General features: G+C 70.4%; 20 protein-coding genes. 9 read left to right on the forward strand and 11 right to left on the reverse strand.

The window, feature by feature from the left end:
* Nucleotides 1–9: 9 nt before the first annotated feature.
* On the reverse strand, nt 10–876 hold the full coding sequence (locus LOS78_RS04885; RefSeq protein ID WP_230375872.1) for an NAD(P)-dependent oxidoreductase: 867 nt from the start codon (nt 874–876) through the stop codon (nt 10–12).
* Between the two features lie 129 nt (nt 877–1005).
* On the opposite strand from LOS78_RS04885, the gene LOS78_RS04890 reads away from it, so the two are divergent.
* Both LOS78_RS04890 and LOS78_RS04895 read left to right on the forward strand, forming a co-directional pair.
* Entirely contained in the window at nt 1006–3462 is a 2457-nt protein-coding gene (locus tag LOS78_RS04890; RefSeq protein WP_230375875.1) for a penicillin acylase family protein, read from the forward strand.
* Between the two features lie 67 nt (nt 3463–3529).
* The gene (locus tag LOS78_RS04895) at nt 3530–4477 is read left to right on the forward strand and encodes a nucleoside hydrolase (protein WP_230375876.1); all 948 of its coding nucleotides are present in this window, start codon (nt 3530–3532) and stop codon (nt 4475–4477) included.
* Between the two features lie 126 nt (nt 4478–4603).
* Here LOS78_RS04895 and LOS78_RS04900 read toward each other — a convergent pair whose 3' ends face one another.
* The 8 genes from LOS78_RS04900 to pyrH all read right to left on the reverse strand — a co-directional run bounded on the left by LOS78_RS04900 (nt 4604) and on the right by pyrH (nt 13278).
* On the reverse strand, nt 4604–5371 hold the full coding sequence (locus tag LOS78_RS04900) for an OmpH family outer membrane protein (RefSeq protein ID WP_230375877.1): 768 nt from the start codon (nt 5369–5371) through the stop codon (nt 4604–4606).
* Nucleotides 5371–7707, reverse strand: a complete 2337-nt coding sequence (bamA, locus tag LOS78_RS04905) for an outer membrane protein assembly factor BamA (RefSeq protein WP_230375879.1) — start codon at nt 7705–7707, stop codon at nt 5371–5373. Before bamA ends, LOS78_RS04900 begins: the two co-directional genes overlap by 1 nt.
* Nucleotides 7708–7810: 103 nt before the next feature.
* Nucleotides 7811–9136: an RIP metalloprotease RseP gene (gene rseP, locus LOS78_RS04910; protein ID WP_230375881.1), complete on the reverse strand. Its 1326-nt coding sequence runs from the start codon at nt 9134–9136 to the stop codon at nt 7811–7813.
* Entirely contained in the window at nt 9133–10305 is a 1173-nt protein-coding gene (gene dxr, locus LOS78_RS04915) for a 1-deoxy-D-xylulose-5-phosphate reductoisomerase (RefSeq protein WP_028716483.1), read from the reverse strand. The genes rseP and dxr overlap by 4 nt, the downstream gene beginning before the upstream one ends.
* Before the next feature lie 4 nt (nt 10306–10309).
* On the reverse strand, nt 10310–11164 hold the full coding sequence (locus tag LOS78_RS04920; RefSeq protein WP_230375885.1) for a phosphatidate cytidylyltransferase: 855 nt from the start codon (nt 11162–11164) through the stop codon (nt 10310–10312).
* Nucleotides 11161–11895, reverse strand: coding sequence for a polyprenyl diphosphate synthase (gene uppS / locus LOS78_RS04925; protein WP_028711253.1), 735 nt, complete (start codon nt 11893–11895; stop codon nt 11161–11163). Before uppS ends, LOS78_RS04920 begins: the two co-directional genes overlap by 4 nt.
* Before the next feature lie 4 nt (nt 11896–11899).
* Nucleotides 11900–12463 carry a ribosome recycling factor gene (gene frr / locus LOS78_RS04930; RefSeq protein WP_024844454.1) on the reverse strand — a complete coding sequence of 188 codons (564 nt, stop codon included), beginning with the start codon at nt 12461–12463 and terminating at the stop codon, nt 11900–11902.
* A gap of 80 nt (nt 12464–12543) precedes the next feature.
* Complete coding sequence (pyrH, locus tag LOS78_RS04935) at nt 12544–13278, reverse strand: UMP kinase (RefSeq protein ID WP_028711254.1); 735 nt, start codon at nt 13276–13278, stop codon at nt 12544–12546.
* A gap of 86 nt (nt 13279–13364) precedes the next feature.
* Here pyrH and miaA point away from each other — a divergent pair, with 86 nt between their 5' ends.
* Both miaA and LOS78_RS04945 read left to right on the forward strand, forming a co-directional pair.
* Complete coding sequence (gene miaA, locus LOS78_RS04940) at nt 13365–14249, forward strand: tRNA (adenosine(37)-N6)-dimethylallyltransferase MiaA (RefSeq protein WP_230375887.1); 885 nt, start codon at nt 13365–13367, stop codon at nt 14247–14249.
* 117 nt (nt 14250–14366) lie between these two features.
* A complete protein-coding gene (locus LOS78_RS04945) occupies nt 14367–15449 on the forward strand; it encodes an AraC family transcriptional regulator (protein WP_230375889.1) in 1083 nt (360 codons plus the stop codon).
* Between the two features lie 449 nt (nt 15450–15898).
* On the opposite strand, the gene LOS78_RS04950 is transcribed toward LOS78_RS04945, so the two are convergent.
* On the reverse strand, nt 15899–16669 hold the full coding sequence (locus LOS78_RS04950) for an RlmE family RNA methyltransferase (RefSeq protein WP_028711257.1): 771 nt from the start codon (nt 16667–16669) through the stop codon (nt 15899–15901).
* A 1-nt stretch (nt 16670) separates the two neighbouring features.
* A complete protein-coding gene (locus LOS78_RS04955) occupies nt 16671–17795 on the reverse strand; it encodes a Ppx/GppA phosphatase family protein (RefSeq protein ID WP_230375891.1) in 1125 nt (374 codons plus the stop codon).
* A gap of 107 nt (nt 17796–17902) precedes the next feature.
* Between LOS78_RS04955 and LOS78_RS04960 the strand changes: the two genes are divergently transcribed.
* Genes LOS78_RS04960 through LOS78_RS04980 form a run of 5 tightly spaced genes read left to right on the forward strand, consistent with a single transcriptional unit; the run spans nt 17903 to nt 22571 of the window.
* Nucleotides 17903–18079 carry a hypothetical protein gene (locus tag LOS78_RS04960; RefSeq protein ID WP_156929398.1) on the forward strand — a complete coding sequence of 59 codons (177 nt, stop codon included), beginning with the start codon at nt 17903–17905 and terminating at the stop codon, nt 18077–18079.
* Nucleotides 18079–19260, forward strand: coding sequence for a VWA domain-containing protein (locus LOS78_RS04965; RefSeq protein ID WP_230375893.1), 1182 nt, complete (start codon nt 18079–18081; stop codon nt 19258–19260). The genes LOS78_RS04960 and LOS78_RS04965 overlap by 1 nt, the downstream gene beginning before the upstream one ends.
* Nucleotides 19261–19287: 27 nt before the next feature.
* Entirely contained in the window at nt 19288–19974 is a 687-nt protein-coding gene (locus LOS78_RS04970) for a M48 family metallopeptidase (protein ID WP_028711260.1), read from the forward strand.
* Between the two features lie 54 nt (nt 19975–20028).
* Nucleotides 20029–21228, forward strand: a complete 1200-nt coding sequence (locus tag LOS78_RS04975; protein WP_230375895.1) for a hypothetical protein — start codon at nt 20029–20031, stop codon at nt 21226–21228.
* Nucleotides 21225–22571 carry a cytochrome P450 gene (locus LOS78_RS04980; RefSeq protein ID WP_230375897.1) on the forward strand — a complete coding sequence of 449 codons (1347 nt, stop codon included), beginning with the start codon at nt 21225–21227 and terminating at the stop codon, nt 22569–22571. Before LOS78_RS04975 ends, LOS78_RS04980 begins: the two co-directional genes overlap by 4 nt.
* Nucleotides 22572–22588: the final 17 nt, after the last annotated feature.

The following is a 22588-nucleotide window of genomic DNA, read 5'->3' on the forward strand; positions in this document are numbered from 1 at the left end:
GCGCGGGCGTCACTTGCGCAGCCTCGCGATCAGCGACGAGGTGTCCCAGCGCCCGCCGCCCATGGCCTGCACCTCCTTGTAGAACTGGTCGACCAGCGCCGTCACCGGCAGGCTGGCGCCGGTCTCGTCCGCGGCGGCGAGGCAGATGGCCAGGTCCTTGCGCATCCAGTCCACCGCGAAGCCGAAGTCGAAGCGGTTCTCGGCCATGGTCTGGTGACGGTTCGCCATCTGCCAGCTGCCGGCGGCGCCCTGGCTGATGACCTCGACCACCTCGGGGATCGACAGCCCCGCCTTCTCGGCGAAATGCAGCGATTCCGACAGGCCCTGCACCAGCCCGGCAATGGCGATCTGGTTGCACATCTTGGTCAGCTGCCCCGCGCCCGAGGGGCCCATGAGCCTGCAGATCTTGGCATAGGCGGCGATCACCGGCTCGGCCTGGGCGTAATCGGCCGGCGTGCCGCCGCACATCACCGAAAGCTGGCCGTTCTCGGCCCCCGCCTGCCCGCCCGAGACCGGTGCGTCGACGAAGCCCAGCCCCGCCTCGGCCGCCAGCGCCGAAAGCTCGCGCGTCACCGCCGCCGAAACCGTGGTGTGATCGACGAAGACCGCGCCCTTGCCCATGCCGGCAAAGGCACCGGCCTCGCCCAGGCAGACCTGGCGCAGGTCGTCGTCATTGCCGACGCAGGCCATGACGAATTCCGCGCCCTCGGCCGCCTCGCGAGCGGTGGCCGCCACACGGCCCTTGTGGCGCCCGGCCCAGGCCTCGGCCTTGGCGGGGCTACGGTTCCAGACCGTCACCTCGTGCCCGGCGGCGGCCAGGTGCCCCGCCATGGGAAAGCCCATCACCCCAAGTCCCAGAAATGCCACGCGTGCCATCAGATTCTCTCCCTCATCTGGTAAAGGCGCGTTGATCCGGCACGCGCCCTGCCCTATTCACCCCGATGAATTTCATCACCCGGCGCGGGGGTCAACCTCTCGCGCCCAAGCTCGGGACCGCGCCTTTTCATGGTGACACTTTTCCGCTGGCTTGTGCGCCTGACGGTCGGGCTGATCTTTCTGACCGTCGCGCTGGTGGCGCTGGCCTGGTATTTCGCCATCCGCTCGCTGCCCGATTACGACGGCAGCTATGCGGTCCAGGGCATCTCGGCCCCGGTCGAGATCGTGCGCACCACCGAGGACGTGCCGCATATCTTCGGGGAAAGCGACCGCGACGTGTTCTTCGCGCTTGGCCTTGCCCATGCGCAGGACCGGCTGTTCCAGATGACCGTCCTGCGCCGCGCCGCGCAGGGCCGGCTGGCCGAGATCTATGGCATCGGCGCGCTTTCGGCCGACGACCTGGCGCGGCGGCTGGGGCTTTACCGCAACGCCCGCGCCTCGCTTCAGGCGCAGGACCCCGAGGTGCTGGAGGCGCTGCAGGCCTATGCCGAGGGCGTCAATGCCTGGATCGAACAGGTCAACCTGGGCGCGCGCGGGCGCGGCGCGCCGGAATTCTTCCTCTATCCCGAGGATATCGCCTATTGGGAACCGGCGGATTCGCTGGCGATCCTGAAGCTGCTGGCCGCCTCGTCCAGCGTGCAGATGCGGCGCGAGGTGCTGCGGGCGCGGCTGTCTCTGGCCGTCCCCGAACGCGGGCAGGAGCTGGTCGCGATGCGCGGAGAGCCGCCCCTGCCGGCCTATGCCACATTATTCCCCGGCGCGCGATTCGCCGCGCCGGAACGCGGCACCGGGCCACGGGACTGGACCGCGACGCTGGCGGGCTACCTCGCGCCGGCGGCGGGCGCCTCGGCCAACGGCTTTGCCGCCGCGGCCGGGCGCACGGCGGCGGGCGGCGCGCTTCTGGCCAACGACCCGCAATTCGCCCTGACCGCGCCGGGCCTGTGGTATCTGGCGCGGATCGAGCTTCGCTCGGGCGGGGTGATCGGCGGCACCATCCCCGGCATTCCCGCCGTGCTGTCCGGGCGCAACACCGGCCTTGCCTGGGGCATCACCTCGGCGCAGATCGACGACCAGGACCTGTATATCGAGGAAGTGCAGCCCGGCGACCCGAACCGCTATCGCGGCGCGAGCGGCTGGACCGAATTCACCACCCGGCGCGAGACCCTGCGCATCCGCGGCGCCGAGCCGCAGACCATCACCCTGCGCGAGACGGAAAACGGCCCGGTCATTCCCGGCGCGCATCTGGACATCGCCACCATCCTGCCCGCCGGCCATGTCGCGGCGCTGGCCTGGACCGGCGGCTATGGCAACGACCGCAGCATGACGGCGCTGATCGGGCTGATGCGGGCGCAGGACCGGCAGGCGGCGGCCGGGGCGCTGCGCGAGATGATCGCCCCGGCCCTGACGGTGACGCTGGCCGACGCGCAAGGCGTGGGCGAGGTCCTGGCCGGCGCCGTGCCGCATCGCCCGCCGGGCCACCAGACGGCGGGACGCCTGCCCGCGCCGGGCTGGATCGCCGAGAACCGCTGGCAGGGGCTCAGCCCCGCCCCCGCCGAGCTGACCCGGCTCAGCCCGGAAAGCGGCATCGTGGCCGCGACCGGCGCGGCGCCGCCGGGCGCGGGCGGGCTTGGCCATGACTGGGGCGACGGCCACCGGCTGAACCGGCTACGCCATCTGATCGACACGCGCGAGGTGCATTCCCGCGACAGCTTCATCGCCGCGCAGAACGACATCGTCAGCCCGGTCGCCCGCGCCCTGCTGCCGCTGGTCGGCGCCGAGCTGTGGTTCACCGGCGAGCCCGCCGCCCAGGGCACGCCCGAACGGCTGCGCCAGGACGCGCTGGCGCTGCTGGCCAATTGGGACGGCGCCATGAGCGAGCACCTGCCCGAGCCGATGATCTATGCCGCCTGGATGCGGGCGCTGCAGGACCGGCTGGTGCGCGACGATCTCGGGCCGCTGGCCGACGCGCTGACCCAGCTCTATCCCGATTTCATCGACCGGGTATTCCGCGACATCGGAGGCGCCTCGGCCTGGTGCGACATCCGGCAATCCGCCCCGGTCGAGACCTGCACCCAGATCGCCCGGCAGGCGCTGGACGCGGCGCTGCTGGATCTGGTCGCGCGCTTCGGGCCCGACCTCGCCAGCTGGCGCTGGGGCGACCTGCACCGCGCCCGGCACGTCCATCCGGCGCTGGGGGACATGCGCGGCATCTCTTACATCGTGAACCTGATCCAGCCGACCTCGGGCGGCAGTTCCACCATCGCCCAGGCCGGGTTCCTCGGCCATGGCCGCAATCCCTGGCTGAACGTAACGGGCGCGGCCTATCGCGGGGTCTATGACCTGGCCGATCCCGACAGCTCGGTCTTCATCATCTCGACCGGGCAGTCCGGCCATCCGCTCTCGCGCCATTACGACGACATGGCCGAGCTGTGGCGGCGCGGCGAATATGTGGTGATGTCGCTCGACCCGGCGCTGGCGCGCGCGGCAGCTGCGGGCATCACCCATCTGCGGCCGGCCGGCGGCTAGAAAGGGGGCTTGCATCCCGGCTCCGGCCGGGCTTCCCTGCCCCCGCAAACGCAGCAAAGGGAAACCCATGGCGCGCAAGATCATCATCGACACCGATCCGGGCCAGGACGACGCGGTCGCCATCCTGCTGGCGCTGGCCAGCCCCGAGCTGGAGGTGCTGGGCCTCAGCGTGGTCGCCGGCAACGTGCCGCTGCACCACACCGAGCGGAACGCCCGGATGGTCTGCGAGCTGGCCGGCCGCCCGGACCTGCCGGTCCATGCCGGCTGCGACGCGCCGCTCAGCCGCCAGCTGGTCACCGCCGAGCACGTGCACGGCAAGACCGGGCTCGACGGCGTCACCCTGCCCGAGCCGGCCATGCCCCTTGCCCCGGGCCATGCCGTGGACTTCCTGATCGAGACCCTGCGCCGCGAGAAGCCGGGCAGCGTCACCCTGGTGCCGATCGGCCCGCTGACCAATATCGCCACCGCCTTCCGGCGCGCGCCCGACATTGTCCCGCGCGTGCAGGAGATCGTGCTGATGGGCGGCGCCTATTTCGAGGTCGGCAACATCACCCCCACCGCCGAGTTCAACATCTATGTCGATCCCGAGGCGGCAAAACTGGTCTTTGCCAGCGGCGCGCCGCTGACGGTGATGCCGCTGGACGTGACGCACCGCGCCCTGACCAGCCGCGCCTGGGTCGAGGGCATGCGCGCCATGGGCCGGGTCGGCCAGGCGGTCGCCAGCTGGACCGATTTCTTCGAGCGTTTCGACCGCGAGAAATACGGCAGCGAGGGCGCCCCCCTGCACGACCCCTGCACCATCGCCTGGCTCCTGAAGCCCGAGCTGTTCTCGGGCCGCTACATCAATGTCGAGATCGAGACTCAGGGCGAATACACGCTGGGCATGACCGTCGCCGATTGGTGGCGGGTCAGCGGACGGACCCCGAACGCCACCTTCATCCGCGATGTCGAGCCGCAGGGCTTCTTTTCCCTGCTGACGGAACGCATCGGCGCGCTGGACCGCCGCGTCGGCTAGGTCCGCGTTCCGGACGCCTGCCGCCCCCGGGGCCGGAATGCGGCAGAAAATCCGCGCCTCGCCATTGCCCCGGCCCGCCGGTCGGCTCCGGCCGCAGCCGTAGCGGCGAGGCTGGACATCCGCCGCCTACTGCTCCGCCGCCTCGGGCGTATCCGGCGCCTCCGGCTGCGGGCCGCCCTCCCCGGGCGCTTCCGCAGGTGCTTCGGCCGGGGCCTCGGCAGGCGCTTCGCCGGGCGTGGCGGGGTCCGGCGCCTCGCTTTCGGCCGGCTCATCCAAGGGGCCCGGCCCCACCTCGCGGTCCATGCGCTCGATCAGCAGCTCGGTGACGTCGATGGCTTGCGCGGCGACGAAGATCGCGCGCTGGTCCAGAACCACCACCGCGCCCCGCTCGCGCATCAGCGCCGCCAGCACCGGCAGCGCGGCACGGAAGAAGGCCTGGCGTTCCTCATCCGCCTCGGCCTGCAATTCGCGGGCGGCGGCGTCGCGGGCGCGGCGGACCTCGACCACGCGCTTGTCGAATTCGTCGGCGCGCTGGCGGAACTCGTCTGGCGGCAGGGTCTGGCGCAGGGCGGTCAGCTGCTGCTCCTCGGCCGAGAATTGATCGGCCAGACGGTCGTTTTCGGCCGCGATCTCGCGCCCGCGCTGCTCCAGCTCGTCCTGCACGCGCTGGCCCCATTGCGACCGCAGGTAAAGCGTATCCTGGTCCAGCGTGAGCACCGGCAGCACCGCATCGCCGTTGGGCGGCGGCGTGTCCACGACGATGGGCGGCACCGAACGGCCGGGAGAGTCGGCAGGGGGCGGCGATGCGCCCTGCTGCTGGGCCAGAGCGCCGGGCCCGGCTGCCAGCAGGGCAGCCAGCGCCAGGAACGCCGCGATGCCCCGCCGCCGGAGCATCAGAACCGGGTCGAGATGGTCAGGTCGAAGGCCTGCTCTTCGTCATAGTCCTCTTTCTTGAGGGCCTTGGCGAAGTTGAAGCGCAGCGGCCCGATCGGCGTGGTCCAGAAGACCGAGGCGCCGATCGCGGCGCGGATCTTCATGCCGTCGTCGACCTCGACGCCATTGGCGCCGATGCGGTTGTCCAGCCCCCAGACCGAACCGGCATCGGCGAACAGGCCGCCGGTGATGCCGTATTCCTCGGGCAGGCCCAGCGGGAACTGCAGCTCGGTGCGCAGCGCCCAGAAATAGTTGCCGCCAAGCGCGTCCTGGTTCGGCGCCTCGAGGTCGCGCGGGCCGAAGCCGTTCGGCTCGAAGCCGCGGACCTTGCTGTTGCCGGTAAAGCGGTTCATGAACCGGCTGCTCTGGTCGTCCAGCATATGCACGGCGCCCGCCTCGAACTCGGCCAGCATGGTCACGCTTTCGCGCCAGGCCCGGCTTTCGACGCCCGCGTAAAGCGTGCTGGTGACCGATTTCACGTCGCCGCCCAGGCCGGCATAATCCTGGCTGAAGCGCAGCCGATAGCTGGTCAGCGGATCGAGCCCGGCGATGCGGCTGTCATAGCTGTAGGTATAGCCGACCGCCGAGGTGAAGAAACCGCCCTGCTCGTTGTAGAGGATCGGCGACGAGCCGGCGATGCGGCCGCTTTCCGGATCGACATGGATCGGGTCCACGTCGAAGAGCGTGTCCTTGCTGAGCTTGTAGCGCAGTTCGAGCCGGCCGTTTTCCGAGATCGGGAACTCCATCCCGGTCAGCACGCCCACGGTGCGGGTGTTGTAATCCGAATTCAGCCGGTCGGTGGTGTTGTACCAGACCTGCGCCCGCGCCTTGAGGTTGCGGCCCAGGAAATACGGCTCGATGAAGGTCAGGCCCGAGGATTGCGTGCCCGAGCCGGTGGCGAAGGACAGGCTCACCTCCTGCCCGCGGCCCAGGAAGTTCTTTTCCGACAGCGCGGCGTTGAAGCCCACGCCGCTGGCCACGCCGTAGCTGACGCCGAAGCTCAGGCTGCCGGTCGGCTGCTCCTCGACGTTCACGTCGACGATGACCTGCTCGGGCGACGATCCGGGACGGCTTTCGGCCTGCACGTCCGAGAAATATTCCAGCGCCCGCAGCCGCTCGGCGGAATTGCGGATCTCGCGCGGGTTGAAGGGGTCGCCTTCCACCGTGGTGAACTGGCGGCGGATCACCTCGTCAAGCGTGGTGGTGTTGCCTTCGATGTCGATGCGCTCGACGAAGACGCGCTGGCCGCGGGTCAGGGCGAAGGTCAGGTCCAGCGTCTGGTTGCGCTCGTTGCGGGTGATGCGCGGCTCGATATTGACGAAGTCCAGCCCCTTGCGCAGCGCCAGCGCCTCCATCCGGCGGATGGTGGTGTCGATCACGGTGGGGTTGTAGACGGCGCCGCGCTTGACCCGGTTCTGGGCCCCGAACTCGGCCGCATCGACGCCCGGAATCTCGCTGACGGTGGTGACATTGCCGAAGGTATAGCGCGGGCCTTCCTGGATCTGGAAGGTGATGTAGAAGGCGTCGCGTTCGCGCGCCAGTTCGGGCGCCACGGCCTGGACGCGGAAATCGGCATAGCCGCGCGAGCGGTAGAAATCGGTCAGCAGCTTCTCGTCCAGCGCGATGCGGTCGGGGGCGAAGGTGTCGCGGCGGATGAAGGTGCGCAGGATGCCGGCCTGCTTGGTCTGCAGCACGTTGCGCAACCGGCGGTCGGAAAAGGCCCGGTTGCCGACGAAGCCGATGCGCTCGATCTCGGTCACGTCGCCTTCGCGGATCTCGAAGACCAGATCGACCTGGTTGCTGCCGCGGCGGATGATGCGCGGATCGACCCGGGCGGCCAGGCGCCCCTGCGAGGCATAGACCTGGCTGATCGCGGCGGCGTCGGCCTCGGCCTGGGCGGGCGAATAGACCCGGCGCGACTGGGACTTGACGATCTCGGCCAGGTTCTCGTCCTTGAGCCGCTTGTTGCCCTCGAAGGCGATGGTGTTGATGGTGGGATATTCCGCCACCCGCACCACCAGCGTGCCGCCCGAGGGCACCAGCTCGACCGTCTCGAACAGGCCGGAATTCTGCAGCCGCTGCAGCGCGTCGTTCAGCGCCCCCGCCGAAACGTCCTGGCCGCGCGGCAGGTCCAGATGGGACAGGATGGTCGCGGGTTCGATCCGCTGGTTGCCCTCGATCCGCACGTTGCTGAAGACATAGGCCGAGGCGGGCACGGCCGTCATTGCGACAGGCGCGGCCACTGCCAACGCCGAGATCAGCGCCAGTGCGCCCTTGCCGAGTTTCCTGTCCGTCATCGCCGCCCCTCGCGAGTAATGCGTTGCCCGGCGGGTTGGCCCCACCGGATTTGCCCCGATGGATACAGCGAAGCGGGCGGGACTGTCAAAAGGTCAGGGCCGGTCAGGGGCAGAAAAGATCGTTGGTGAGGCCCAGAACCATCAGCGACAGCACCGCCGCCAGCCCCAGAGCCGACAGGATGTCCATCACCCGGTCCGACGGCCGCCGGCCCGCCACCGCCTCGTAGAGATAGAACATCAGGTGCCCGCCATCCAGCACCGGCACCGGCAGCAGGTTCAGGAAACCGATGGCAGCCGACAGCACCGCGATCCACCAGATGAAATTGCCGCCGCCCGCCGAGGCCGCCTGCCCCGTGGTCTCGGCGATCGAGATGGCGCCGCCGAGGTTGCAGCTGCCGATCTGCCCGCTGATCATCGCCCAGAGCCCCGAGACCGACGAGGCGATGATGTCCCAGGTGCGCGCGGCGCCGATCCCCAGCGCCTCGGCCAGGCCGGCCGGACGGGTCGCCGGCTCGAAATAGGTGCCGCCGCCGGTCACGCCGATCAGCCAGCGCCGGGTATAGCCGTCATCCGTGGGCAGGTCCTGCTCGCGCGCGGCCAGGGTATAATCGGCCACGCCCTCGCCCTCGCGCCAGACCTTCAGCAGCACCGGCCGGCCCTCGGCCTCGGCCACATGCGCCCGCAGCTCGTCGAAGCGCGAGACCGGCGCGCCGTCGATGGCCAGGATCACGTCGCCCGGCTTCAGCCCCGCCGAGGCCGCCGGGCTGCGCGGCGCGATGCCGGTGACCAGCGGCGGCATGGGATCGGGGCCGGGCACGGTGATTTCGGCGCCGTCGCGCAGCACGGTCCAGTCATGGACGGGCTGCGAGGGCAGCTCGGCCGCCGCCGCGCCCAGATCGCGCCAGCTCGCGACCGGCCGGCCGTCCAGCGCCAGGATGCGGTCGCCGGGTTGCAGCTGCATCTCGACCCCCGGAGGGGTCGGGTGCAGGCGGCCGACCTCGACCTCGTCGACCGGCAGGCCCTGCCAGATCGCCATGCCGGCAAAGACCAGGATCGACAGGGCGAAGTTGAACGCCGGCCCCGCCGCCACGGTGGCGAAGCGCGCCCAGAGCGGCGCGCCGGTCAGGCTCTGGCGCGCGCGGGCCGGTTCGACCGGCACCGAGCCGGCGCTGGCCGCATCGGCATCGCCCAGAAAGCGCACATAGCCGCCCAGCGGGATCGCCGCCACCTGCCAGACCGTGCCGTGCCGGTCGCGCCGCGCGGCGAGCCGGGGCCCGAAGCCCAGCGAAAACACCTCGGCCTTGATGCCGCAGAGCCGGCCGATGATGTAATGGCCGTATTCGTGCACGGTGACGATGACCGACAGCGCCACGATGAAGGCCGCCGCCGTCCACAGGAAGCCGCCCATCATGTCCAGAGCCACGCTCATGCCGCCCCCTGCCATTGCGCCGCCGCCCGCCGGGCGAAACCGTCCCAGTGCAGCACCTCGCCGAGATCGCGCGGGCTTCGGGCGAAGCCGGGCTCGCGCGCGGCCTGTTCCAGCGCGTGCTCGACCGCCGGGGCCATGTCGGTAAAGCGGATGCGGCCGGCGATGAAGTCGTCCAGCGCCTGCTCCTTGGCGGCGTTCAGCACCGCACCGGCAGCGCCGCCGGCGGTGATCGCCTCGCGCGCCAGGCGCAGCGCCGGCCAGCGCGCCTCGTCCGGCTCGGCAAAGGTCAGGCTGCCGAGCGCCGCCAGATCCAGCGCCGGCACCGGCAGGGCGGCGCGCGCCGGCCAGTTCAGCGCATAGCCGATGGCGTGGCGCATGTCCGGCGCCCCCAGATGCGCGATGCTGCCGCCGTCGCGATGCGTGACCATGGCGTGGATGATCGATTGCGGATGCACCAGCACCCGCAGCCGGTCAATGCCGAGGCCGAAGAATTCATGTGCCTCGATGACCTCCAGCGCCTTGTTGAACATGCTGGCGCTGTCGATGGTGATGCGTTGGCCCATGTCCCAGTTCGGATGCCGGCTGGCCTCGGCCACCGTGGCCTGCGCCAGCCGCTCCAGCGGCCAGTCGCGGAAGGCGCCGCCCGAAGCGGTGATGGTCACATGCTCGACGGAATCGAGATCTTCGCCCTGAAGCGCCTGAAAGATCGCGGAATGTTCGGAATCGACCGGCAGGATCCGCGCGCCGGTCTCGCGGGCGCGGGCCATAACCAGCGGCCCGGCGGCGACCAGGGTTTCCTTGTTGGCGAGCGCCAGCGTGCCGCCGCGCTTGAGCACCTCCAGCCCCGGCGGCAGGCCCGCCGCGCCGACGATGGCGGACAGCGTCCAGTCGGCCGGACGGGCGGCCGCCTCGGCGACGGCGTCGGCCCCGGCCGCGGCCTCGATGCCGCTGCCGGCCAGCGCCGCGCGCAGCGCGGGCAGGCATTCCGGCCAGGCGGTGACAGCGATCCCGGCCCGCAGCGCCCGAGCCATCTGGGCCAGGCGCGCGACATTGCCGCCGCCGGTCAGGGCGATGGTGCGGAATCGCTCCGGCCCGCCGGCCCGCATCAACAGATCGAACGCGCTTTCGCCGACCGACCCGGTCGCGCCCAGCACCGATATGCTGCGCATCGTCTCAGCCTCCGATCACTGGCAAGAGATTGACGACCAGCAGAACCAGCGCCACCAGCAGCGCCCCCGCCATGGCGTCGAACCGGTCCATGGCGCCGCCATGGCCGGGGATCAGCTCGGAACTGTCCTTGACCCCGACCCGGCGCTTGAGCCAGCTTTCCGCGATGTCGCCGAACTGCCCGGCCACCGCGATCAGCGGACCGAGGATCAGCACCGGCCAGGGCGCCTGCCCGGCCAGCACCAGCGTCAGAGCCAGAGCCAGCGCGCCGGCCCAGCCGGCCACGGTGCCGCTCCAGGTCTTCTTGGGGCTGATCGCCGGCCAGAAGCGCGGCCCGCCCAGCTTGCGGCCGGCGAAATAGCCCAGCAGGTCGGACAGCACCACGGTGCCGACGATCCAGGCCAGGGTGGGCAGGCCCATCACCTCGCGGATCACCACCAGCGCATAGCCCGAGCCCAGGATCGCCAGGGTGAACAGCAGATAGGCCGGCCGCTCGTGCTCATGCGTGCCGTGCCAGCCGGCCAGCATCGGCACCAGCGCCAGCGCCAGGGGCCAGTCGCCGGGCAACACCAGCATCGCCACCATCACCAGCCCCGACAAGATGCCGATCAGCACCGGATGGCGCGGGCTGTGGAACTCGGGGTGGCGCCAGCCGGTCAGCCGCGCCAGCTCCCACATCATCACGCCGATGACGGCCGAGACGCCCAGCCGGATCCACAGCCCCGAGGACAGCAGCAGCAAGAGCCCCAGCACCGCCAGCACCGCGCCCGACAGGACGCGCGGCCAGAGGTCGGCCCATTTGTCGCGCCCGCGCTGCAGGGCGCCGCGCAACCGGCCCGGCTGTGGCCCCTTGCCGCTCATGCGCCGCCGAAGCGCCGCTCGCGCAGCCCGTAGCGGTCCAGGATCTCGGCCAGGTGGTCGGGCGTGAAATCCGGCCAGAGCGTCGGCGTGAACTCATATTCCGAATAGGCGGCCTGGAAGGGCAGGAAATTCGAGGTCCGGGTCTCGCCCGAGGTGCGGATCACCAGATCGGGATCGGGATGGCCGGCGGTGTCCAGGCAATCGGCCAGATCGGCCTCGGTCGGCTCGGCGATCTCGCCGCGGGCGATGCGGGCCGCCAGCCGCGCTGCCGCCCGGGTCAGCTCGTCCCGGCCGCCGTAATTGATCGCCACGGTCAGGTTCAGCCGGGTGTTGCCGGCGGTGCGCGCCTCGATCCCGTTCATCAGCCGCTGCAGCTTGGGCTCCAGCCGCTCGCGCCCGCCGATGAAGCGCATGCGCACGCCCTCGGCGGAAAGCCCGTCGGCCTCGCGCTCGATATAGCGGGCGAAGATGGCCATCAGGCCCAGCACCTCCTCGGTCGAGCGTTTCCAGTTCTCGGTCGAGAAGGCATAGACCGTCAGCCAGTTCACCCCGAGATCGGGGCAGGCGCGGACGATCTGCTTGACGCGCTCGGCGCCGCGCCGATGGCCGACGAGGCGCGGCCAGCCCCGGTTCTTGGCCCAGCGGCCGTTGCCATCCATGATGATGGCGACGTGACGGGGCCGCTGTCCCTGTCCCTCGGACTTCGCCAGGCTGGCTGCGATCTCGGCCATGCGATCAGACCTGCATGATTTCGGCTTGCTTCGCCTCGAGCGCCTGGTCGACCGAGGCGATCATCTTGTCGGTCAGCTCCTGCACCGCGGTTTCCCAGAACTTCTGGTCGTCTTCGGACATGCCCGAGGACTTGGCCTTCTTGATCTGGTCCATGCCGTCGCGGCGCACGTTGCGGATGGCGACGCGGGCATGTTCGGCATATTGCGCGGCGACGCGGGTCAGCTCGCGCCGGCGCTCCTCGTTCAGCTCGGGGATCGGCAGCATGATGATGGTGCCGTTGAGCTGCGGGTTGATGCCCAGGCCCGATTCGCGGATCGCCTTCTCGGCCTTGCCGACCAGCGCCTTGTCCCAGATGTTGATCGTGACCATGCGCGGCTCGGGCACGTTCACCGTGCCGATCTGGTTGATCGGCGTGGGCGAGCCATAGGCATCGACCATGATCGGCTCGACCATGCTGGCCGAGGCGCGGCCGGTGCGCAGCGACGCGAATTCATGGCGCAGGGATTCCATCGCGCCCTTCATGCGGCGTTCCAGGTCGTCGGTATCGATCTCGATCTCGTCGGACATGCTCGGTCATGGCCTCTGTGCTGTGGTTTTCAGGGCTTTTAGCCGAGCCACGCCCGCATGGCAAAGCCTATACGGGGATTTTACCCGTGCACGCGCGTATATGTGCCGCTGCCGGCCAGAATCCCCCGGAAACCGCCCGGCTCGTCCAGCGAGAAGACGATGATCGGCAGGTCGTTGTCGCGCGCCAGCGCGATGGCCGAAGCGTCCATGACCCCCAGATGCTTCTGCAGCACCTCGTCATAGGTCACGTCCTCGTAGCGCTTGGCATCCGCGAACTTGTTCGGGTCCTTGTCATAGACGCCGTCGACCTTGGTGCCCTTGAAGATCGCCTCGCAATTCATCTCGTTGGCGCGCAGGGTGGCGGCGGTGTCGGTGGTGAAATAGGGGTTGCCGGTGCCGGCGGCGAAGATGCAGACGCGCTTCTTTTCCAGGTGGCGGACGGCGCGGCGGCGGATATAGGGCTCGCAGACCTCGTCCATGCGGATGGCCGAGATCACCCGGGTGTGGATCTTCAGCGCCTCCAGCGCCGCCTGCATGGCCAGCGCGTTCATCACCGTGGCGAGCATGCCCATGTAGTCGGCGGTCGCCCGCTCCATGCCCTGGGCGCTGCCCTGCAGCCCGCGGAAGATGTTGCCGCCGCCGATGACCATGCAGATCTCGATGCCCATGTCATGGACGGATTTGACCTCCTGCGCGATGCGGGCGACGGTCGGCGGATGCAGGCCGTAGCCCTGGTCGCCCATCAGCGCCTCGCCCGAAATCTTCAGCATGACGCGCGAATAGCTTCCGGGGGTCTTGGACGCGCTTTCCGACATGGGTTCACCTTTTTCGCGGGAGTTTCATCGGCGCGCAAAATGTCGCAAACAGGCCCCATGTTCAACCGCCGCCGACGGATGCCGAAATGACCCTGCGTCACCAGATCCTGGCCGAGCTCGATCCCGCGCGTCATGTGCTGATCGCCGGGCCGACCGCCAGCGGCAAATCCGCGCTGGCGCTGCAGATCGCCGAGACGCAGGGCGGCACCGTGGTCAATGCCGATGCGCTGCAGGTCTGGTCCTGCTGGCGGGTGCTGACCGCGCGTCCGCCGGCCGAGGACGAGGCCCGCGCGCCGCATGCGCTCTACGGCCATGTCGCGCCGGGGCGGCTTTATTCCGTGGGCGAATGGCTGGCCGAGGTCGCGGCGCTGCGCGGCCGGCTGATCGTGGTCGGCGGCACAGGCCTATACCTGAACGCGCTGACCCGCGGGCTGGCCGTCATCCCGCCCACCCCGCCCGAGATCCGCGCCCGCGCCGACGCGCTTCTGCGCGAACCCGACGGGCTGGCGCAGATGATCGCCGGGCTCGATTCGCCGACCCGCGCGCGCATCGACCTGCAGAACCCGGTGCGCGTGCAGCGCGCCTGGGAGGTGCTCAGGACCACGGGCCGCGGCATCGCCGCATGGCAGGCGGAAACGCCGCCGCCACTGATCGCGCCTGACGCCGCGCATCGGCTGGTGCTGCAATCCGACCGCGACTGGCTGGCCGGGCGCATCGCCCGGCGCTTTCGCCTGATGCTCGACCAGGGCGCGCTGGAGGAGGTGCGGGCGATGCTGCCGCATTGGACCCCCGACGCGCTCTGGGCCAAGGCCATCGGCGCGCCCGAGCTGGTGGCGCATCTGCAAGGCGCGCTCGACCTCGACGAGGCGGCAGAGCGGGCGATCACCGCCACCCGGCAATATGCCAAGGCGCAGCGCAGCTTCTTTCGCGGCCGGATGCGCGACTGGCGCTGGATCGAGACCGGCCGCTGAGCCGTCACGAAAAAGAGACATATTAAACTTTTGGCAACCATAAGCTGTGTAAACGCTTCGGGAACCCGCGCCCGGAGTCTAGGTTGTGTTTATGGATTTGCTGAAAGCCGCGCCCTTATGAACAAAGCCTTTCGCGCCTTCGACAGCACCGATTCCGATCCCGCGGCGGCCCGGCTGCTGGCGGCCGGCATCACCGCGCCGGGGATCATGGAACCGGCCGAGCACGACCCCCGGTTGCAGCGCGAATCGCAGCCGGCGGCGGCGCAGGCGCAAAGGCCCTCGGTCCTGGCCCCGACCGTCGCCGGCACGACCGAGGCCGCGCCGGACCGGCCTGCTCCGCGCGCCCTGCCCCGGGGCCGGCCCGGCGACGGCTTGCGGCTGATTCCGCTTTCCGGCTTCCATTGGGGCGGCGCCACGCGCAGCCGGACCGCCCCGCCCGCCCCGCGCGTCCGCGGCGATCATGTGCTGATCCGGCCCGGCTCGGGCATGGTCACGGTGCAGTTTCCGCGCCACAACCGCCCCGTCACCGGCGGGCGCCTGGCCTTCATTCCCGCCGGCACCGCCTTTTCGCTGAAGCCGCCGCCGGATGTCGCGGGCCAGGCGCTGCTGATCCCGCCCGACTGGTTCCGCGACCAGCCTCTGCCCCGGGGCTTTCGCTGCGGCCTGCCCGCGCCCGAGGATGCCGGGATTCTGGGCCCCGCCATCCTCGCCCTGGCCGAGGGAGCGGCGCGCCATCCCGGGGGCGACGAGGCGACGCGCCATCAACTGGGCCTGATCGCGGTGGCGCTGTCCCGGCTTGAGGACCGGCCGGGCCGGCCCGAACCGCGCGGCGACAGCATCGCCGAGGCGCGGCCGCTGACCGAACGCTTCCTGCAACTCGCCCGGCAAGAGCTCGACCGCAGCCAGACCATCGCGGAAATGGCCGGGCGGCTGGGCTGCACGCAGGCGCATCTGGACCGCGCCTGCCGCCAGAGCCGGGGGCGCGGCGCGCTGGACCTGCTCTACGACCTGCGGCTGCAAGCCGCGACCGAGGCGCTGCGCGCCAGCGCCAAGCCGATCCCCGAGATCGCCGAGGAGCTGGGCTATGCCGGGCTTGGCCATTTCATGCGCGCCTTCCAGGCCGCGACCGGCCGCACGCCCGAAGCCTATCGCGCGCTGATGCGGGACGCCCGCGGCGTCCCGCCCGGCGATCCCGGCTGATGGGGCCGAAAGGTTCGGAACCGCCTCTCCGCCATCCCGGGGCCGCTGCGCCATCACGGTCGCCCGCCGGCGTGCAGCACGGAACGCGGCACGGGGCCCATGCGCCAAAGAGCGCGTCGCGCCCGAAGCCGCACCGCAAGCCGCGCAAACCTGCCGAAGCCGGAGCGGTGGAGTCAGGCGAACCGGCTTGTCCAGCCCGGCCTTTCCCCGCCTTGATGAACCCTGCCAGTGCCACGATTGTCGGCTGCCTGGCTTGCCGGCGCGGAACGGACAAGCCCGCCCCCGGCCGCGGGGGATGCCTGCCGCTTCGATCCGTTGCGGGGCCGCTTCGGCACGCGCCGGACACTCAGACCGGATCCCCCGGCCTGTTGCCTTGGACGACGCCATATCCGGCGCCGCCGTGCTCGAACCCCGCGCCTCCGCGAATCTCGCGGCGCGGCACAGCCGCCTCAGTCCGGATCAGCCGGCCCGCCCTCTGGGGCAGCCTCGTCCCCCCGGCCCCGGAACCCTTGCGCCACCACGAATTTCTCCGAGGAATCCGAGCGGCTGGCCGGCGGTTTCACATTCGCCACCTTGCGGAAATTGCGCTTGAGCATGGCCTGCATCTCGGTCTCGGCCCCGCCCGCCAGCACCTTGGCGACGAAGGTGCCGCCCGGCTCCAGCACGTCGAAGGCCAGCTGCGCCGCCGCCTCGACCAGCGCCACGATGCGCAGGTGGTCGGTGCCCTTGTGCCCGGACGAGGCCGCCGCCATGTCCGACATCACCACATCGGCGCGCCCGCCCAGCCAGGCCTTGACCTGCTCGTCCGCGCCGTCCGACAGGAAGTCCAGCTGATGGATCTCGGCCCCGGCGATGGGATCCACCTCCTGCAGGTCCACGCCCAGCACCCTGCCGACCTTCTTGCCGGGCTTCTCGCCAAGCGCGTTGACGCGCGCCACCGCCACCTGGCACCAGCCGCCGGGCGCGCAGCCCAGATCGACCACCCGCGCGCCCGGCACCAGGAAGCGATACTTGTCGTCCAGCTCCAGGATCTTGTAGGCGGCGCGGCCGCGATAGCCCTCGCGCTTCGCCCTCGCGACATAGGGATCGTTCAGCTGCCGCTCCAGCCAGAGCGTGCTCGACAGCTTGCGCCCCTTGGCCGATTTCACCCGCACCCGCAGGTCGCGCTGGCCGCGGCCCGAGCTCTTGCGTCCCGAACCCGGCTTCTTGTCGTCGCTCATCTCATGCCACCCCGTTCATGCCATCCGGGGCCAGCACCCCGTCCTTGACCATCTGCGCATAAAGCAGCCCCTCGCGCAGGCCGCGATCCGCGACCGACAGCCGCGTCGTCGGCCAGACCCGCATCAGCGTCTGCAGGATCGCGGCGCCCGACATGATCAGCGCGTGGCGCTCGCGCCCGATGCGGGGATCGGCGCGCCGCCCCTCGGGTCCAAGCGCCAGGTAGTCGCGGATCACCCGGTCGATCTGCGCCGAGGTCATGGTCAGCCCGTCCACCTTGGTCCGGTCATAGCGGCGCAGGCCCAGATGGCTGGCCGCCACCGTCGTCACCGTGCCCGAGGTGCCGATGATCTGGAAGCCTTCCTCCATGGTCTGGGCCAGGGAATAGGGCGTGAAATCCGCCAGCATCTCCTCGAAATGCCAGGACATCAGCGCGAAGCGGCCCTGATCGTCCTCGACATCCTCGAACTGGTCGCGCAACGTGGCGACGCCCAGCGGCACGCTGATCCAATCCACCACCCGCGCCCCGCCCGGCAGGGGATCGCGAAAGCCGTCGCCCAGCCGCATGATGGCGCGCGACCGTTCCTTGGGCTCGACATCCTCGAGGTCGATCCAGACCAGCTCGGTCGAGCCGCCGCCGATATCGACGACCAGCAATTGCTCGGTGCGCTGGCTGACCAGCGGCGCGCAGGAGATCACCGCCAGCCGCGCCTCCTCCTCGGCGTCGATGATCTCGACCGGCAGCCCGGTCTCGCGCCGGATCATGCGCAGGAAGTCGCGGCTGTTGCGCGCCCGCCGGCAAGCCTCGGTCGCGACCAGGCGCATGCGCGTGACCTTGTGCGCCTCGAGCTTGCGCCGGCACACCTGCAGGGCATGCACCGTCCGCGCCATCGAGGGACGCGACAGCCTGCCTGATGCCTCGAGGCCGTGGCCCAGCTGGACCGGCTTCGAGAAACTGTCGACCACCTGGAACTGGCTGCCCGCGGGGCGGGCAATCAGCATCCGGCAGCTGTTCGTGCCAAGATCCAAGGCCGCATAGAGCAGCCCGTCCTCGGCCGGGCGGGTGGCGAAAGGCTCGACCGTTTTTCTCGGGAACGCGTCCGCACCCGCAGGACGCCTGGGCGCCATGGTCACGCCCTCCGATAACAAGTTGGTCCGAAAGTAACCTGCGCCCGCCACGCCTTCAAGGGGGGCGTTCAGGGGCCTGCCCCTCGACAGGGGCGCGGGGGCGGGCTATGCCCTGCCCCATGATCGTGATCGCCGCATTCATCCTTGGCGCAGCGATCGGCTGGATGCGCGCCGCGAAAGCCGGCGGCAGCCGCGCCGACAAGCTGCAATATGCCGCCGCCCATGCCCTGGCGCTGACCGTGCTGGGGATATTCCTCACCATATTCCTCAGCCGGATGGGCTGATGTTCCGGCCCTTCCTCGACAGTCTGCGCCGCCATGGGGTGCCGGCCAGCCTGCGGGAATACCTGGACCTGCTCGCGGGGCTGCAGGCCGGGCTGTCGGACTGGACGCCCGAGGGCTTCTATCACCTCGCCCGCGCCACCCTGGTCAAGAACGAGGCGCATATCGACCGGTTCGACCGCGCCTTTGCCGAAGCCTTCTCGGGCCTTGACGAGATCCCCGTCGAGGCGCTGGTGAACGAGGTCTCGATCCCGCGCGAATGGCTGGAAAAGCTGGCCGAGAAGCTCTTGACGCCCGAGGAGCGCGCCGCGGTCGAGGGCGCCGGCAGTTTCGAGGAGCTGATGAAGCGCCTGCGCGAACGGCTGGCCGAGCAGCAGGGCCGCCACCAGGGCGGCAACAAGTGGATCGGCACCGCCGGCACCTCGCCCTTCGGCGCCTATGGCTACAACCCGGAGGGCGTGCGGATCGGCCAGCACGAGAGCCGCCACCGCCGCGCGGTCAAGGTCTGGGACAAGCGCGAATTCCGCGATTTCGACGATTCGGTCGAGCTTGGCACCCGCAACATCAAGGTGGCGCTGAAGCGGCTGCGGCAATGGGCCCGCCACGGTGCGCTGGAGGAGCTGGACCTGCCCGGCACCATCCGCGCCAGCGCCGAGCACGGCTATATCGACGTGCAGACCCGGCCCGAGCGACACAATGCCGTGAAGGTGCTGCTGTTCCTGGATGCCGGCGGCAGCATGGACGACCATTCCCGGCTGGTGGACGAGCTGTTCTCGGCCGCCCGCGCCGAGTTCAAGCACCTGGAGCATTTCTATTTCCACAACTGCGTCTATGAAGCACTGTGGAAGGACAACCGCCGCCGCTGGACCGAGACGACGCCGACCTGGGAGGTCATCAACCGCTTCGGCCGCGACTACAAGGCGATCTTCGTCGGCGACGCCTCGATGTCGCCCTATGAGATCGCCATCCCCGGCGGCGCCAACGAGCATTGGAACCCCGAATCGGGCGAGACCTGGCTGCGCCGCCTGCGCGAGACCTGGCCCGACCATGTCTGGCTGAACCCGGTGCCGCGCGCGCATTGGGGCCATACCCGGTCCATCGCCATGATCCGCGAGATCTTCGAGGACCGCATGCAGCCCCTGACGCTGGAGGGGCTGACCCAGGCCATGCGCCTCCTTGGCTGATCCCGCCACACCCCCCATATTGGCGGCATGCTGAAGCTCACGCCGATCCTGCTGATCCTGCTTTATGCCGCCGCGATGTGGTTCTTTTCCGCATGGCGGCTGAAGGCCGAGCTGAACGCCAAGTCCACGCCGCTGCGCCATCCCCGGCTGCTGCCGATGCTGGAGCGGCTGGGCCGGGCCATGGACCTGCCCGAGGTGCGGGCCCATGTCTACGAGGTCGGCCATGTGAACGGGCTGGCCGCACCCGACGGCCGCATCTTCCTGACCCGCGGCTTCCTCGACCGGCTGGACCGTGGCGAGGTGACCGAGGCCGAGCTGGCATCGGTCATCGCGCATGAGCTGGGCCATGTCGCCCACGGCCATACCCGTCGCCGCATGGTGGATTTCGCCGGCCAGAACGTGGTGCGCATGGTGCTGGCGGGCGTGCTGGGCCGCTTCCTGCCCGGCATCGGCGTCTGGATCGCCAATATCGCCGCCAGCGCCATCGCCGCCCGGCTGTCGCGCCAGGACGAGTTCGAGGCCGACGCCTTCGCCAGCGCGCTGATGGTCAAGGCCGGGCTGGGCACCGCGCCGCAGAAAAGCCTGTTTCGCAAGCTGGACCGGCTGGCGGGCGGGGGCCGGGCGGGCGCACCGGCCTGGCTGCTCTCGCACCCCCCGGCCGAGGCGCGCATCGCCGCCATCGAGAAGCTCGAGGCGCGCTGGGGCGCGGCCTGACTTGCGGGCCCGCGCGGATGGGCTATTCTGCCTGCGCAAGCAAGCGTTTATTTCATGACCCGCCCCTTTCGCCGCCGCGTGCTCTACATCCCGGGCTATGACCCGATCCCGCCCCGCCGCTATCGCGAGCTTTACAAGCGCGAGGGGGCAGAACAGGCACGCATCTCGGGCTACGGGCTGACCTTCGGCCCGCGCCGCGACCGCAACGGCTTCGGCTGGGGCGTCCTGGGCGATTTCGCCGGCCGGCAGGCCGAGGCCGAGTTCGAGGTGCTGGTCTGGGCCGACATCGTGCAGGGCTCGATGGGCCAGGGCATCCTCGCGACCTATGGCCAGCTGTTCCGCACCGCCTGGGCCTATATCGGCTCGGGGGCGCTGTTCCGGCTGATGCGGCTGCGTCGCGGCCCGGTGATCGCGGCGCTCTACCCGGTGGTTGTGCTGCTGGCGCAGCTGCTGGTCTCGGCGCTGGCCGGGGCGCTGATCGGCTGGGCGCTGGGGCGACTGACCGGGCTCGGCTGGTGGCTGGGCGGGCCTGTCATGCTGGGGCTGACCTGGGCCGGGCTGCATCTGTGGCGGCGCATCGACGGCAAGATCTTCGCCTGGTATCTGATGCATGACTATGCCTTCACCGCCCAGGGACAAGGCGCCTATCCCCCGGCGCTCGAGGCGCGGCTGGCGCAATTCGCCGACCGCATCGCCGAGGTGCTGGCGGGCGACTGGGACGAGGTGCTGGTGGTCGGCCACAGCTCGGGCGCCTATCTGGGCGTCTCGGTGCTGGCGGACCTGATCCGCTCGGGCCGGGTGCCGGCGTCAGGGCCCCGCCTCTCCTATCTCTCGCTGGGCCATGTCGTGCCGATGGCGTCGTTCCTGCCGCGCGCGAACCGGCTGCGCGCCGACCTGCGCTTTCTCTCGGCGCGCGAGGAACTGGACTGGGTAGACGTCACCGCGCCGGGCGATGCCTGCTCGTTCGGCCTCTGCGATCCGGTCGCGGTCTCGGGCGTCGAGCCGCCGGATCGCCGCCATCCGCTGGTGCTTTCCGCCGCCTTCACCCGCACGCTCTCTCCCGAAAAGCGGCGCGCGCTGCGCGGGCGCTGGTTCCGGCTGCATTTCCAGTATCTCTGCGCCTTCGACCGGCCGGGCGATTACGACTATTTCGCCATCACTGCCGGGCCCTTGACGCTTGGCCGGCGCTTCGCCGGGCGCGGCCATTCGCCGGGCCGGATCGCGCGGGCCGTGAACCGCTGGACGATGACATGATCCCGCCCAAGCCCCCGGCGCGGCAGGGCCGCGGTTCGGTCTGGCGCTTCATCCGCGACTTCCGGCGCGACATCCTGTCGGCGCAATCCGACCGGCTCTATCGCGCCTGGATGGCCGAGTTCCGCGGCCCCTTCATCCACAGCTTCACCTGCAACGATCCGGCGCTGGTCGAGCTGATCCTGAAGAAGCGGCCGATGGACTTCCCGAAATCGCCGCGCATGGCGGCGGGGCTGCAGCCGCTGCTCGGCAATTCCAGCTTCATCTCGAACGGCGAGACCTGGCTGCGCCAGCGCCGCATCATCGACCCCGCCTTCGAGGGCGGAAGGCTGCGCGAGGCCTTCCCGGCGATGTGGGATGCGGCCCAGGCCGGCGTGGCCCGGCTGGCGCCGCTGGCCAACGGGACCGAGATCGACATCGAACCCCAGACCAGCCATGTCGCCGCCGACGTGATCTTCCGCACCCTGTTCTCGATCCCGATCGAGGATGCGACCGCCGCCCAGGTCTTCCAAGCCTTCCGCGAGCATCAGGAGGCGCAGCCGATGGTCAACCTGGGCGGGCTGATGGCCCTGCCCCGCTGGGCGCGGCTGCACACCCGCCGGGTGCGCGAGACGGCGCGCCGCATCCGCGGCCTGATCCGCCAGCTGGTCGCGGCCCGCGCCGCCGAGATCGCCGCCGGCACCGCGCCGCCAGACCTCGCCACCAAGATCATGACCACCCCCGACCCGCAGACCGGCCGGACCTTCAGCGAAGCCGAGATGATCGACGAGGTCGCGACCTTCTTCCTCGCCGGCCACGAGACCGGCGCCTCGGCCCTGGCCTGGGCGCTTTACCTGCTGGCGGAAAGCCCGGACTGTCAGGACCGGCTGGCCAAGGAGGCGCGGCAGAACCTCGCCGCCGATTTCGGCACGGTCCGCAACCTGCCGCTGGCCCGCGCCGTCTTCCGCGAGGCGCTGCGGCTCTACCCGCCCGTCGCCATGACCGTGCGGCAATGCGCCCGGGCCGAGAGCCTGCGCGGCCGCAAGGCCCCCCAAGGCGCGCAGCTGGTGCTGTCGCCCTGGCACCTGCACCGCCATGAACGGCTATGGGACAATCCCGACCGGTTCGACCCCGGCCGCTGGGAGACCGAGAACGGCAAGGCCTGCCAGCGCGACGCCTTCATCCCCTTCTCGGCCGGCCCGCGCGCCTGCCCGGGCGCCGGCTTCGCGATGATCGAGGGGCCGCTGATCCTCTCGGCCCTGGTCGGGGCCTACCGGCTGGAACCCGGACCCGAAAGACCCGTGCCGATCATGCGCCTGACGCTGCGGGGCAAGAACGGCATCCACTTGCGCCTGTCGAAACGTTGAATGAGTACTTGAAAAAC

Origin of the sequence: Paracoccus sp. MA, assembly GCF_020990385.1 — a bacterium.
Classification (GTDB): Bacteria; Pseudomonadota; Alphaproteobacteria; order Rhodobacterales; family Rhodobacteraceae; genus Paracoccus.